Consider the following 12,837-nt stretch of genomic DNA (forward strand, 5'->3'; position numbering starts at 1 on the left):
GACACATGCCGACGCGGCAGGCGCGGGCAACTCCTGCCCATCGGAGAAATACGTTTGCGGTCTGTCCTCTGGCCACTTAGCGTCGCGGGCATGACGCCGTATCAGCGAGCCCTTGTCGACGTCGTACGCAGAACGTTCGGCCCGCCGGCGAGCCTCGACTTTCCTGAGGTATGGGGACCGCGAGTAGTGGTTGAGGCATCGACGCCCGGAGGCGTGGTGTTCGCCAAGGCGGCCGGTGATGCGGATGTCCGCGCGGAGGTGGCGACACTCGCTCTTGCTCGCGAGGCCGGCCTCCCGGTGCCCCAGGTGCTGGCGACGGGTGCGGACGCCCAGGTTCCAGGCGGGCAATGGTTTGCCATGGCGAAGGTCGAAGGCGTGAACTGGGCGACCGAGAACCAGGAGCTGGCGCCGTACACCTTGCCCGACCTCGCGCACTGCTTGGCGAGGCTGCACAGCGTTCAGCCAAAGGGTTTTGGTCCACTGGACGCGACCGGGAACGGTACGTACGACTCCTGGCCTGCCTGGATCCTGCAGTCCGCACGCAAGGACTTGGACGGCCTGGTCGACGGCGGTTATGCCAATGACGCCTTTCGTACGGCTGCTCTCAAGGTGTTCGAACGGGCCACACCACCGATCGAGCGGGGCAGCCTGGTGCACGGTGATCTCACTGGATGCGAAACGTTCGTGGATCCCGAACGCGGCTTGGTAACCGGGATCGTGGACTGGGGCGGGGCGGTCGTAGCCGATCCGATCTACGAGTTCGCGAAGGTGGCGGCCGGCGGTCCCGCCGATGATCCAGGACCCAAGCGGGTCTTGCCCACACTGTTGGATCGTTATGCCAGTGAGACCGGCATGGACCGCACAACGATCGACCGCATCCTTCCGCTGTACCAAGCGCACAACGCGATCTTCAACGCCGAGTGGAGTCGCCGGGAGAACGTGGTGCCCTGGATCGACGGGCTGGTAGCTGCTGCCGCAACCTGGCTCCGAACTGTGTAACGGTGATCGCAGGCCGGCGCATTCAGGCTGGGTGCCACAAGCAGGTCGAACCGTAGCCTTGAACGCGCAGCACAGTTGGGTCGCAGCTGCCCATCCGGCACATGTGAGGATGTTCAGATGTCACCTCGCGCGCGTGCCGTCGATCCTGGCCGCCTTGCCCGCTGGTGCGTGGAGCATCTGGGCAGCCCGCCGGCGGAGGAGCTGTTCAGATCCGGTCACCTGTCTACTGTTATAGGCCTCCGGCTGGCTGACGACCGTGAGGTCGTGGTCAAGGTTCGTCCGGACTCGCCGCGGATAGCGGCATGCGTCGAAGTCCAGCGCCGCATGTTCCAGGCCGGCTATCCGTGCCCCCGGCCGCTCACCGGCGCTGCCCCTTTCGGCAGCGACGTGGCAACCGCCGAAGCCTATGTCCCCGGCGGCGCGATCCTCCCGAGCGCCGACCACGCCGCCTTGGCCTTCGCCGAGGCGTTCGCGCGGCTGATCCGGCTGGCGCCCCGGCCGGCCGAGGTGTCCACGCTCGACCCGGCACCCTCGTGGGCGGCCTGGAACCACGGCGGGGACGGACTGTGGCCGTGCCCGGAGGATTCCGATGTCAATCTCAACGAGGTGGCCGGCGCCGAGTGGATCGACGATGCCGGGCGCCGTGCCCGTGACCGGCTGCGAGCCGGCCAGTCCGAAGCTGTGATCGGACACTGCGACTGGCTTGCCGGCAACCTGCGCTGGAACGGAGACACGCTGCTGGCGGTGCACGACTGGGACAGCGTGATCGCTGACAGCGACGCCGTCCTGGTCGGCTTTGCCGCCGCGCTGTATTCGACCGACAACGCCGACCAGCTGGCGACCGTGGAGGACAGCGCGCGGTTCCTCGACGCGTACTGCCATGCGCGTGGCCGGGAGTTCAGCCCCGACGAACGTCAACAGACGTGGGCCGCCGGCGTCTGGACCAGAGCCTGCGACGCCAAGTATCAGCACGCGGTCGGACAGCCCATCACCTCACTGTCAGAGAACGAGGCCCGCGAACGCCTCCGTCGTACCGGCACCGGCTCGCCGAAACCATAGACGCCCCAACGACCCCGCTGCGGCCCTTGGTCGGCTCGCTTCCGCCTGTGGCTCCCTCCCATGCGAAGCGATCCAATCGAGGAAGACACGTTCGGACCCTGCCGGTTGGGCTAGAAGCCGACGAGGAAGAGCGCCCCGGCCGCGAGCAGGCCGAGCTCGACGAGGGCGACGAAGAGGCGGTCGCTGATTCGGGTGAGGAGCTTCTTGCCGGCCCACGCGCCGAGCAGGGTGGTGGGGGTGAGCGCGGCGCCGTAGAGCAGGACGCGCGTGGTGAGGAGGTCGCCCGCGCCGTAGGCGGCGAGTTTGGTGACGTGCATGCTCAGGGCGGCGGCGGCTTCAGTACCGATGTAGGCGGCGCGGGTCAGGCCGTACGCAAGGAAGAACGGTGCGGTCAGGGGCCCGACCGAGCCGAGCAGGGCGGACCCGAGACCGGACCCGGCGCCGACGGCGGCAAAGACCGGATCGGCGGGTTTGGCCGGGTGCGGGCGCAGACGACGCCAGACCACGACGGCGATCAGGAACACGCCGAGCACGTGTTGCAGCGGCTCGAGCGGCGCGTGGGCGAGCAGGAGCGCCCCGGCCGTCGCGGTGGGCACCGCACCGAGGGCGAACCAGCCCAGGATGGGCCAGTGCAGGTCGCGGCGGTTGAACCAGACCCGGCCGGCGTTACTGGCCAGCTGGGTCAGGGTGAGCATGGGGACGGCGAACCGCAACCCGAACAGCGCGGTGAACACCGGCAGCAACAGCACTCCGCCGCCGAACCCCGCCACCGCCGAGACCACCGCCAACGCGAACGCCGCGGCAGAGGCGGCCAGCATCACCAGCACCAGATCCACGCCCACGGCCCCAGCCTGCCCCACCGGCTGATGCCGGAGGTTCGACTCGCCGACGCGGCTCCAGAAGCGCTTCGCCGACCGGGCCAATCAGCTCAACAACGCAGCCGCGCACGTGGAGAACGACACGAGGCGACACTCGAAGCGATCACCACCGATGGATCCGCAGCCAGCGTGACCAGAGCCGTCGACGGTATGTCGGCTGTCGAGAAGTGGCCGAATGCCTGCCGAGGCCGGGTCGGTTCCTGGTCGAGCGTTGCGATCTCGATCATGACGTCGTCTCGATGTTTCGGTCAGCTCCCTTCGGTAGTGCTCGGCTGGACGAGGGTTTCCAGGTTCGCCCTGGCGATCTGCTTGCGGAATTCGCCTGCATAGGACGAGTCTCCGGCGTCGTGCATCGTCTGGGTCATCCAGACCGCCGCTGCCTGCCGCTGCCAGGTGTGGTCCAGGCAGGTGTCGGAGTACTTCTCGAGGAGGCTCGCGTCGTCCTTGTCGATGTACGTGATGACCGCGCGGGCCAGCACCTCGGCGTCATGCAGGGCCAGGCTCATCCCCTCGGCGCTCATCGGGGAGATGAGGTGGGCGGCATCGCCGACGAGGTAGAGCCGGCCGTAGCTCATCGGGCTGAACACCACCCCGCGCAGCGGCACGACCTGCTTGCTCACGATCGGCCCCTTGACCTCGATCGTGTAACCGAACCGCGTTTCCAGCTCGGTCCGGATGCGCTCGTCCGGCCACTGCTCGATGGAATCGGTCACCGGGCACTGCAGGTAAAGTCGGCTCGCCTTGGGGCCGCGGGTGATCTGCGCCGCGAAGCCACGGGTGTGCACGGCCATCGTCGCCAGGGGATCGGCGGGAACTTCCGCGAGGATGGTCAGCCAGGCGTAGCCGAACTCGTCGGTGTCGCACTGGAGAACGTCGTCACCGCTGTCGCCCAGCTTCCACAGCCGCTTCTCCCCGTCGATCAGCAGCGGCATTTCCGATTCGGTGGGATCGTCGTGGGGGGATTCGACGGCATCTTCCACGACCTCTTCAATTCCCCACTGGCGCAGCATGCGCACGCCGCTGGCGTCCAGTGATCCGGCACGCTGCCGGTTTTCGACGTACTGGCGGCTGCGCTTTTCCAGGATTGTGCACTGGATCCCGCTGCGGAGCAGGAAAGTGCCCAACGCGAGCCCGGCCACTCCGCCGCCCACGATCACTACGGCGGTCGTTTCGGATTCCTGTGTCATCTGCGTTTCCACCTTCTCGGAGGGAGTCTCACGATCGGCGCCAGGAGCAGTCGGACCGCTGTCGATCCCCACTGTGGGCCGTCGAGCCAAGCGCAACCCACCGATAAGAAGACGCCGGATGAAGGAAACCCGCCAACTTTCGGCGGGCTGACCCGTCAGGAGGTGTACAAGCGGTCTCGTAGGTGCGATTCGACCTGGTACCGCCCAGGGGTCTGCCCGACGACGGCGGTGAAGGCCTCGATGAAGGTGGACGGGTTGGACCACCCGCAGGCGATCGCGGTGTCGGTCACCGATCGGCCGTCGGTCAGGTGCAGGACCGCGTGATGGACCCGGAGGATGGTGCGCCATCGATGGAAGCTCATGCCGAGTTCGGCATTGAACAGCCGGCTCAGGGTGCGTTCGCTGGCCCCGGCGGCGCGGCCCAGTTCGGTCAGCGTGGTGTTCTGCCCAGGGTCGGCGCGCAGCAGGTCGGTGACGATCCGCAGGCGACCGTCGTGCGGCTCGGGCAGGTGCAACGACTGTTCGGGGGTCTCGACGAGTTCGTCGATCACCACTGCGCGCAACCGGTTCTCCGCTTCGGGTGTTCTGCCTCTGTGGCTGGTCAGCGCGAGAATCGCCTCGCGTGCCAGCGGACTGACGGCGAACACGCTCGGCCACGCCACCACGTCATGGCACTCGTCGGCGGGGATGGTGAGAACGCGGGCATCGGTGTCCCCGTAGAAGCGGTGGGAGTGCTCGAATCCCGGCGGAGTCCACGTCACCCGGTTCGCGGGCGCCATCCAGGTTCCACGCTCCGTTGTCGTGGCCAGGACGCCGGCGGCCGCGTACACCAGCTGGCCATCGGGGTGGGAGTGGTTGTCGAGGTGGTAGCCGTGCGGAAGCCAGGCGCCACCCAGCAGCGTCGCCGAGGCCATTGCCAAGGGCGTCGGGGTAGGTTGGCCGGTTTCCCGCATCGAGCGTCAGTTTAACGGTGGTAGGGCACTCGAGCGGACAAGTTCGGGACGTGAGCACAACGCACCGATAGGCGGCTTCGCGGCCAGATCCTGGCCCGACCGATGAGTTCTGGTCGCCGTGGATGTCTCTAGCCGGTGTGTGGGCCCGCAATCCGTGGGCCCGGGACGGAGCAACGGATGTTCACAGCTCTCGCCAAGCCAATCGTGTCGTCGGCGCTGCTGGTCGCGGCGACCATGACACCAGCACTCGCGGCAGCACAGCCGGTGCGTGCGGAGTCCTTGTCGTGGGCGCCCTGTCCGGGTGTCTCCGAACCGGCATACGGGCTGGAGTGCACGACTTTGGACGTGCCGCTGGACTACAAGCATCGAAACGGCCAGACGATCGAGCTCGCGGTGTCACGACTGCGAAGCACCGACCCGGCCAAGCGGCGCGGTGTCCTGCTGGTCAACCCCGGCGGCCAGGGCGCCTCGATGCTGGACCTGCCAGTGACGCTGGTCAACCTGGGACTCCCCACGGTCGTACGCGAGCGCTACGACATCGTCATGTTCGACCCCCGCGGCATCGGCCGCAGCACGCCGGTGCGCTGCGACCTGAGCCCCGACCAGGCCGCCACGCTGATCCCGCCGAGCTACGCACGCGACGCCGCCGACGTCGAACGCCGGGCCGCGTACTCCAGGCAGGTCGCCGGACAGTGCACGCACTCCTCGACCGCGCGGCTGCTTCCGTACATCACGATGTCCAACGTCGCACGTGACATGGACGAGATCCGCACAGCGCTGGGCGAAACGCGGATCTCCTACCTCGGCTACTCCAACGGCACCCAGCTCGGCGCGTTCTACCACGAGCTGTTCCCCGCACACACCGACCGGTTCGTGCTGGACAGCCTCAGCCAGTACGGGCTGAACTCCACCACCTCGCGGCAGTTCGCCCGCGGGGTCGAAGACCGCTTCCCCGACTTCGCTACGTGGGCCGCCGGCAAGAACGCGACCTACGGGCTCGGCGCCACGCCGTCGGCCGTACGTGCGAAGTACTTCGAACTGGTCGAACGGCTGGACGCCACCCCCTACTCGGGCGTCGACGGCGCTGCCTTCCGGGCGCTGACGTTCGGGCTGCTGTTCAACGACGCGACGTTCGAGCCGCTCGCGCAGACCTGGCAGGCCATCGACCAGGGCGGGCAACTGCCCCCGATACCCGCAGGCCCGGGCGGCGACTTCTCCGGGATGCTGCACCTGGTCTGCAACAAACCCGGTTGGTCCCACAGCATCGCGACCTACCAGCGCAACGTCGCCCATGACCGCGTCCGCTACCCCATGTTCGGCGCCGCGGGAGCCAACGTGTGGCCGTGCGCGTACTGGCCCGCACCCACCGAAGAACACATCCGCATCGACGCCGACGGCCCCGCCAACCTCCTGCTCGTCAACAACCTGCGCGACCCCGGCACCCCCTACGCAGGCGCCCTGGAGTTCCGGCACGCACAGGGCCGCAGCGCCCGCATGGTCACCGTCGACGCAGGCGGACACCAGGTCTACCTGTTCAACCACAACACCTGCGCCAACCAGATCATCACCACCTACCTCGCCGGCGGCGAACGACCAGCGACCGACCGCCTCTGCCCCACCACCAGCGACGACACCGGGCTGCGGTGACCGCCTTCGCGAACCTGCCGGCGAGATTGCCGTTCATCGCCACCGAGACGTGTTCGATCTCGATGAATCCGCAGCCAGCGTGACCAGAGCCATCGCTCTGTGCCGCTAATGAGAACGGGACGCACGGTTCTGTTGGGTGCCCCCAACGGGATTCGAACCCGTGCTACCGCCTTGAAAGGGCGGCGTCCTAGGCCTCTAGACGATGAGGGCAAGCCGGGGCAAGTTTAGGGGCGGAGTGGCCGCGAGACAAACCGGATACCCCCTCGACGTGCGCCGGGCGCCTCGGCGTGACCCGTCAGTCGCCGGGTGGGGAGGTGCGGGTTGGCGGGCTGCGAACGTCCGAGGACGTGGGTGGTGGTGTGGCGCCGTCTGTTGGGGAGAGGGAGATGGTCGGCGTTGGGAGGGGTGACTTCAGCGGTGGGCCAGTCTGGGTCGGCACCGGGGAAGGGGTGGTGATCTCCTCGTCGGCTGGGTTGAGTTGGCGGCGCTCGATTTTGGCCGATCGCAGGCCGAGGCCGCCCAGCGTGATCTCGTCCCAGGCCTCGAGTTTCTTGGTGTCGCGCCCGAAATAGAGCACAGACATCTGGATCTGCGCGGCCTTCTCGGTACTCTCCGTAGCCCGCAGGCCCGAGCCGCCCGTTGAGCCTTCGTGCATCAGGAAGGTGCCGCCCGGCAGCCACTGGCGGATGCGTACGTGCCGGTGACCAGCCAGGATGAGTGGCGCGTGGCCGTCCAACGCGGCGGCGGACGCGGAGCCGTCGTGGACGACGAAGACGTCGACCGGGGACGTCTGCTGATCTGCCACCCTGGCCACGGCCTCTGCCTGCGCGCCCACTGCGGCGATCTCGCGGGGTTCGTCGCGGTGTTCGCGGTCCGGGGTGAAGCGGGGGTCGCCGGCGCCGAGGAAGCGGATGCCCTTGACCGTACGCACCTTGCCGTCCAGCACCACCACGTTGGCCAGCGACGACATGGCCTTCTGCGTGATCGTCGAGTCGTGGTTGCCGCGGACCCAGACGTACGGCACGCCGAGGTACGGGATGCGCTGCAGGAACTGGTTCTCCGCCGCCGTCCCGTGGTCGGTGATGTCGCCGGAGTCGACGATCAGGTCGATGGAGTACTGGTCGACGACCGACGCCACCACGTCCCAGGCCTGCTCGCCGAGGTGCATGTCGGACACGTGGAGTACGCGGATCACGTCGGACCCTGGCTCGTACGCCGGCAGCGTCGAGGTCACGTCGTAGAGCTTGGTGACGTTCGTGACGAGCTTGACCAGGGAGTCGGAGTACGCGTCCATGTTCTCGGCGATGTCCCGCGCGGATCCGATCAGCGACGGCGCGCTGGTCAGCAGCCCGTTGAACTTCGGCTCGGTCACGGACCGCGGGTTCCAGGTCGCGCCGGCCGTGCCGAACGACGCCAGGATGACGGCCGCCGCCGCGCCGGTGGTGATCAGGGTCGGGCGCCAGCGGCGGATCACCAGGAGAACGGCCAGCCCGGCGCCCAGCGTGCCGGCGATCAGGCTCTTGATCGCGAGCTCGTAGACCGCACTGCGCAGGTCGCTCGTGATCTCGGCTTCCAGGCCGTTCAACGTCTCGGGATGCGAGAAGATCCGCCGCGCGTCGTCCTGGTTGATGCCGTCGACCGAGAGGTCCAGCCGCAGCGGGCCGTCGTGGCTGTCGACGGCGAGCGTGCCGAGCGGCGGCAGCGCCACGACCGAGTCGCCGCGCAGCGACGGCACCAGCCGCATCGTCGTCTCGACCGGGCCGAGCTGGTGTTTCGTGGACGCGGCGACGCTGATGCCGAGCCACGCGCCACCGAACGCGATCAGCACCAACACGACGATCTTCGCGGGCTTACGCAGGCGTCGCGACAGCCCTGGCAGCCGCCGCCAACCGGCGCGAAGCAGCTCCCAGGCTCGGCGTAGCAGGTCCGCCGTCGTCCGCATCCCCACCGTTCTACCCGATGAACGCGACAATGATCACGTGTTGGAGATTTCCCGCGAGCAGTTCGAGGCGCTGGTCGCCGAGGCGCTGGACGAGATACCGCCGGAGCTCGCCGCGCTGATGGACAACGTCGCACTGTTCGTCGAGGACGAGCCGCCGCCGGGTGAGCCGCACCTCCTCGGCCTCTACACGGGCATCCCGCTGACCGAACGTGGCCAGTGGTACGCGGGCGTGTTGCCCGACCGCATCTCGATCTTTATGAACCCGATCCTGCGGATCTGCGAAACCATGGACGACGTGGTCGACGAGGTGCACGTCACCGTCGTCCACGAGATCGCCCACCACTTCGGCATCGACGACGAGCGGCTGCACGAGCTCGGCTATGGCTAGTGCGTGGCGGTCGCCACCCAGGGGCCGACGCCGCCGATCCGTTCGACGGCGTAACGCACGATGAAGCCCGGGCCCTTCGGCGCGGGGAACTCGTCGTCGGGCGACATGTAGACCTTGGTGAGGCGGTTGAGGAGGTCCCAGGCGCCGTCGCTCGGCTCGACGGTGGCGCGGGCGCGCAACGTGGCGTACTCGTTCAGGACGACGCTCGGGTCGCGCGGCGCGTCGAACGACAGGACGACTCGCGGGTCGCGTTCGATGTTGCGAAGCTTCAGGTGCCGGTGCATGTGACCGCTCACGATGTCGTCGCCGTCCAGGCCGATCCAGATGACGGTGACCTGCGGACTCCCGTCGGCGTTGATCGTGCTGAGGTGGGTCAGCGGGCCGGACTCGATCAGGTCGCGTAGGTGGGGCGGAAGTGTCGTCACGTCGTCGAGCGTACTCACGCAGATCGAAACCCAGTCCGTACGCGAGGTTGACTTCAAGCGCTTGAGGTTTGGTTTGCTGCCCGCATGACGGTTTTCACCATTCAGGAGGTGTCGCAGCGAAGCGGGCTGAGCGAGCCGACGCTGCGGTACTACGAGGAGGCCGGCCTGGTCGGGCCGGTCGAGCGCGACGAGAGCAGCGGGCACCGGCGGTACGGGGACGAGGATCTCGAGACGCTGGAGGCACTGGCCTGCCTGCGGGCCGTCGGCGTCGGCATCGCCGACATGCGGACTTACCTCGCCAACCGCCGCCGAGGGCTGGCGGCGGCCGGTGAGCAGCGGGATCTGTTGCTGCGGCACGCCGAACGGATCGAGGCGGAGATCGTCGCGCAGCGGGCGCGGCTGGACTACCTGCGGGTCAAGGCGGCGATGTGGGACGCCCGCGACCGCGGGGACGAAAGCGCCGAGGCGAAGGCGATCGAGCAGATCGCCGGCGCGGTGGCCGGTTTGGCGGGTCTGCGATGAGCCCCGTTCTGGTCACCGGTGGGTCCGGTTACCTCGCCACGCACCTGATCGCCGCGTTGCTCCGAAGCGGCCGGCAGGTGCGGTCCACCGCGCGTTCGACTGCTCGCGAGGCCGACATCCGTGCGGCCGTACGCCGTGGCGGCGCCGATCCGGCCGGCTTGGAGGTCGTGGCCGCCGACCTGCTGGCCGACGACGGGTGGCCCGAGGCAGTGGACGGGTGCGAGGAGGTTCACCACGTCGCCTCGCCGATTCCGTTCACGCAGCCGGAGGATCCGGACGACCTGATCGTGCCCGCCCGCGAGGGTACGTTGCGGGTCCTGCGCGCCGCGCGGGCCGCAGGCGCCCGGCGGGTCGTTCTCACGTCATCGTTCGCCGCCGTCGGCTATACGCCGAAGCCTGGCGCGGAGTTCACCGAGGACGACTGGACCGACCCCGACACTCCCGGCCTGGCGCCCTACCCACGCTCGAAGGCGATTGCCGAGCGGGCGGCGTGGGAGCTGATGCGGCGGGACGGTGGCGGCACAGAGCTGGTCGTCGTGAACCCGACGTTCATCGCCGGGCCGGCGCTCACCACCGAGCTGCGCTCTTCGACGCTGCTGGTCAAGGCGATGCTCGAGGGTGCGATGCAAGTCCTCCCCCGGCAGCGGTTCGGCATCGTCGACGTACGTGACGTCGCCGACCTGCACCTGCGTGCCATGGCCACACCCGAAGCCGCCGGCAAACGGTTCCTGGCGGTGTCCGACACTCCGCCGATGAGCTTCCTGGAACTCGCCGAGACCCTGCGCCGGCTGTTCGGCCCACTCGCCGCGAACGTACCCACGCAGGAGGCACCCGGCGAGGACCCGCCGCGGCCGATCATCCACAACGACCGGGCCCGCGACGAGCTCGGCTGGCGGCCGCGCGACGCCGAGACGACGATCGTGGAAACGGTGGAGAGCTTGCGCGAGCTCGGACTCGTTCCTCTCGCAAACCAGGAGGGGCCTCCGGCGATCGACGACAACGCAGCCAGCGTGGATGCCAGGCGTCGCGCGTCAGGCGACCCCTTGGAATAGATCGTCTAGCCTTCGGCGGCGCACCGCGGCCGTCGTCGCAGTGTTCGTCGTGGTCGCGCCGAGCGCGCGCCGGCCTGCCTACAGGCCGAGGCCGTGCAACGCGAGCTCGAGAATCGCCTTCACCTGGGCGGGGCTGGGCGGGCGGGTGTGTAGCAGCAGCCGGTAGTACAGCGGCCCGTACAAGATCTCGACCGCGACCTCGAGATCGACGCCCTGCCTGATCTCGCCCTGTTCCTGAGCCTTCGAAAGCCGCTGCCGGCAGGCTCGTACGCGCGGCTCGACCACGGTGGCGAGCAGCGACCTCGCCAGCTCCGGATCGCTCTGCGCGGCCGCGATCAGCCCGACGTACGGCACGGACGCGTCGCTGGCGAACAGCCTCGCCACGCCATTCATCTGGGTCCGCAGATCTCGCCGGATGTCGCCGGTGTCGGGGAAGTCGGTCTCGGAGCCGACCTGCTCGTTCAGCGCCTCCTGGACGACTGCGCCCTTCGACGGCCACCAGCGGTAGATCGTCTGCTTGCCGACCCCCGCGTGCTTCGCGATCCCCTCCATCGTCACCTTCGCAAAGCCCTGGTGCAGGCACAGATCCATGGCCGCGGACAGGATCGCGTGGCGGGCACGTTCGCTGCGTCGTTCTGGGTTCGGCTCCGGCACGACCAGAAGTTTACCAACAAGACGATACGTCTCGTCTTGACAACCCTTGGACAGTTGTCCTACCGTCTCGTTGTGACGAGACGAGACGTCTCGTCTATACCGAATCGCAGGGAGGGTCTTGCTGTGAGCGAGGCGACCACACGGAAACGACTTGGCCTGTTCGGGCTGCTGGCCAGCGCCTGCATCATCGTTCAGGTACCGCTCTACTTCATCTACGACGCCGCACCGCCGGACTGGAACATCCTCACCAGGAGCCTGATCGGCATCATCGGCTGCACGCTCTACGTCGTCTACTTCATCGGCCTGCGCCAGCTGATCCGTACGATCGACCCTGGCTCGGACTGGATCGCGAGCATCGTCCAGATGGCCGGCCTGCTCTGGGTGGCGATGGTGTTCGTACCGCAGTCGATGGAGGTCGGAGCCGCGATCTCGGTCTCGCGTGACATCGACACGACGACCGAAGGGCCGTTCGCGGCGGCGCAGTACCTCATGCAAGGCGGCATTTCGCGGCTGCTGATGGGCTTGTTCCTGATCACGTTCAGCGTCGCGGTGTTCCGCCTGAAGCTGCTGCCCAAGTGGGTGGGGCACTCGGCGTACATCCTGGCCGCGATCAACCTCGCGTTCGTACCCGCGGTGTACTTCGGCGACAACGCGGCCGACTTCTACAGCGCGCAGGGCTGGGGCACGACCGCCAGCATGGGCGCCCTGTGGAGCCTGTGGACGTTGGCTGTCAGCCTGAGCTTCCTCCGCAGCGCCCGCGGCCGCCGGGCGGCGGTTCGCCAGGCGCCAGGCGCGGATGCGGGCCAGTACGCCCTCAACCACTAGACGATCTATTCCAGGGGGTCGCCGGTCAAGCGCGCGGCGCATGGCGCCGCGCTGGCAAGGCGGAGGAGGAGCCAGGAGGGGCCTCCGGCGATCGACGACAACGCAGCCAGCGTGGATGCCAGGCGTCGCGCGTCAGGCGACCCCCTTGGAACAGATCGTCTAGAGCACATCGGGATTCGCCCGAGCCGTCCGGCGAACGGGACTTTGGACCTGTTTTCACGGTGACTCGGGCGAATCCAGCAACCTCCAGGTCAGCATGGGCGTCTGGCGTACATACCGAAAGGCCGGGGTCATCCGGCCCACTCT

Annotated in this window: 13 protein-coding genes and 1 tRNA gene; 7 read left to right on the forward strand and 7 right to left on the reverse strand. The window is 68.2% G+C overall.

Annotation, left to right across the window (positions count from 1 at the left end):
* Nucleotides 1-90 precede the first annotated feature (90 nt).
* The gene (locus ACYVF6_RS33170) at nucleotides 91-999 is read left to right on the forward strand and encodes a phosphotransferase family protein (protein ID WP_460526963.1); all 909 of its coding nucleotides are present in this window, start codon (nucleotides 91-93) and stop codon (nucleotides 997-999) included.
* A gap of 117 nt (nucleotides 1,000-1,116) precedes the next feature.
* Entirely contained in the window at nucleotides 1,117-2,058 is a 942-nt protein-coding gene (locus tag ACYVF6_RS33175) for a phosphotransferase family protein (protein ID WP_460526965.1), read from the forward strand.
* Nucleotides 2,059-2,168: 110 nt separating this feature from the next.
* On the opposite strand, the gene ACYVF6_RS33180 is transcribed toward ACYVF6_RS33175, so the two are convergent.
* From ACYVF6_RS33180 to ACYVF6_RS33190, 3 genes are all read right to left on the reverse strand, one after another.
* Nucleotides 2,169-2,900 (reverse strand): sulfite exporter TauE/SafE family protein, encoded by a 732-nt coding sequence (locus ACYVF6_RS33180; protein ID WP_460526967.1) that lies wholly within the window; start codon nucleotides 2,898-2,900, stop codon nucleotides 2,169-2,171.
* 284 nt (nucleotides 2,901-3,184) lie between these two features.
* Nucleotides 3,185-4,123 carry a Rossmann-fold NAD(P)-binding domain-containing protein gene (locus ACYVF6_RS33185; RefSeq protein WP_460526969.1) on the reverse strand — a complete coding sequence of 313 codons (939 nt, stop codon included), beginning with the start codon at nucleotides 4,121-4,123 and terminating at the stop codon, nucleotides 3,185-3,187.
* 155 nt (nucleotides 4,124-4,278) lie between these two features.
* Nucleotides 4,279-5,076, reverse strand: coding sequence for an AraC family transcriptional regulator (locus ACYVF6_RS33190; protein WP_460526971.1), 798 nt, complete (start codon nucleotides 5,074-5,076; stop codon nucleotides 4,279-4,281).
* A gap of 177 nt (nucleotides 5,077-5,253) precedes the next feature.
* On the opposite strand from ACYVF6_RS33190, the gene ACYVF6_RS33195 reads away from it, so the two are divergent.
* Nucleotides 5,254-6,723 carry an alpha/beta hydrolase gene (locus ACYVF6_RS33195; protein ID WP_460526973.1) on the forward strand — a complete coding sequence of 490 codons (1,470 nt, stop codon included), beginning with the start codon at nucleotides 5,254-5,256 and terminating at the stop codon, nucleotides 6,721-6,723.
* A gap of 137 nt (nucleotides 6,724-6,860) precedes the next feature.
* On the opposite strand, the gene ACYVF6_RS33200 is transcribed toward ACYVF6_RS33195, so the two are convergent.
* Nucleotides 6,861-6,933 (reverse strand) — tRNA-Glu (locus tag ACYVF6_RS33200).
* An 85-nt stretch (nucleotides 6,934-7,018) separates the two neighbouring features.
* Nucleotides 7,019-8,665, reverse strand: a complete 1,647-nt coding sequence (locus ACYVF6_RS33205; RefSeq protein WP_460526975.1) for a metallophosphoesterase family protein — start codon at nucleotides 8,663-8,665, stop codon at nucleotides 7,019-7,021.
* Nucleotides 8,666-8,702: 37 nt separating this feature from the next.
* On the opposite strand from ACYVF6_RS33205, the gene ACYVF6_RS33210 reads away from it, so the two are divergent.
* On the forward strand, nucleotides 8,703-9,053 hold the full coding sequence (locus ACYVF6_RS33210; protein ID WP_460526977.1) for a metallopeptidase family protein: 351 nt from the start codon (nucleotides 8,703-8,705) through the stop codon (nucleotides 9,051-9,053).
* Here the strand turns inward: ACYVF6_RS33210 and ACYVF6_RS33215 are convergent.
* Entirely contained in the window at nucleotides 9,050-9,478 is a 429-nt protein-coding gene (locus ACYVF6_RS33215; protein ID WP_460526979.1) for a PPOX class F420-dependent oxidoreductase, read from the reverse strand. The genes ACYVF6_RS33210 and ACYVF6_RS33215 overlap by 4 nt on opposite strands.
* Nucleotides 9,479-9,562: 84 nt before the next feature.
* Between ACYVF6_RS33215 and ACYVF6_RS33220 the strand changes: the two genes are divergently transcribed.
* Both ACYVF6_RS33220 and ACYVF6_RS33225 read left to right on the forward strand, forming a co-directional pair.
* Complete coding sequence (locus ACYVF6_RS33220; protein WP_460526981.1) at nucleotides 9,563-10,000, forward strand: MerR family transcriptional regulator; 438 nt, start codon at nucleotides 9,563-9,565, stop codon at nucleotides 9,998-10,000.
* Entirely contained in the window at nucleotides 9,997-11,052 is a 1,056-nt protein-coding gene (locus ACYVF6_RS33225) for a Rossmann-fold NAD(P)-binding domain-containing protein (protein ID WP_460526983.1), read from the forward strand. The genes ACYVF6_RS33220 and ACYVF6_RS33225 overlap by 4 nt, the downstream gene beginning before the upstream one ends.
* 78 nt (nucleotides 11,053-11,130) lie before the next feature.
* On the opposite strand, the gene ACYVF6_RS33230 is transcribed toward ACYVF6_RS33225, so the two are convergent.
* Nucleotides 11,131-11,706, reverse strand: coding sequence for a TetR/AcrR family transcriptional regulator (locus ACYVF6_RS33230; protein ID WP_460526985.1), 576 nt, complete (start codon nucleotides 11,704-11,706; stop codon nucleotides 11,131-11,133).
* 123 nt (nucleotides 11,707-11,829) lie between these two features.
* Here ACYVF6_RS33230 and ACYVF6_RS33235 point away from each other — a divergent pair, with 123 nt between their 5' ends.
* A complete protein-coding gene (locus ACYVF6_RS33235; protein WP_460526987.1) occupies nucleotides 11,830-12,531 on the forward strand; it encodes a hypothetical protein in 702 nt (233 codons plus the stop codon).
* The last annotated feature ends 306 nt before the right edge of the window (nucleotides 12,532-12,837 follow it).

The organism is Flindersiella endophytica (assembly GCF_054779015.1).

Coding starts and splice junctions, on each gene's coding strand:
- ACYVF6_RS33195 (WP_460526973.1), top strand. CDS start 5,254: ATGTTCACAGCTCTCGCCAAGCCAATCGTGTCGTCGGCGCTGCTGGTC.
- ACYVF6_RS33225 (WP_460526983.1), top strand. CDS start 9,997: ATGAGCCCCGTTCTGGTCACCGGTGGGTCCGGTTACCTCGCCACGCAC.
- ACYVF6_RS33190 (WP_460526971.1), bottom strand. CDS start 5,076: ATGCGGGAAACCGGCCAACCTACCCCGACGCCCTTGGCAATGGCCTCG.
- ACYVF6_RS33185 (WP_460526969.1), bottom strand. CDS start 4,123: ATGACACAGGAATCCGAAACGACCGCCGTAGTGATCGTGGGCGGCGGA.
- ACYVF6_RS33175 (WP_460526965.1), top strand. CDS start 1,117: ATGTCACCTCGCGCGCGTGCCGTCGATCCTGGCCGCCTTGCCCGCTGG.
- ACYVF6_RS33220 (WP_460526981.1), top strand. CDS start 9,563: ATGACGGTTTTCACCATTCAGGAGGTGTCGCAGCGAAGCGGGCTGAGC.
- ACYVF6_RS33170 (WP_460526963.1), top strand. CDS start 91: ATGACGCCGTATCAGCGAGCCCTTGTCGACGTCGTACGCAGAACGTTC.
- ACYVF6_RS33205 (WP_460526975.1), bottom strand. CDS start 8,665: ATGCGGACGACGGCGGACCTGCTACGCCGAGCCTGGGAGCTGCTTCGC.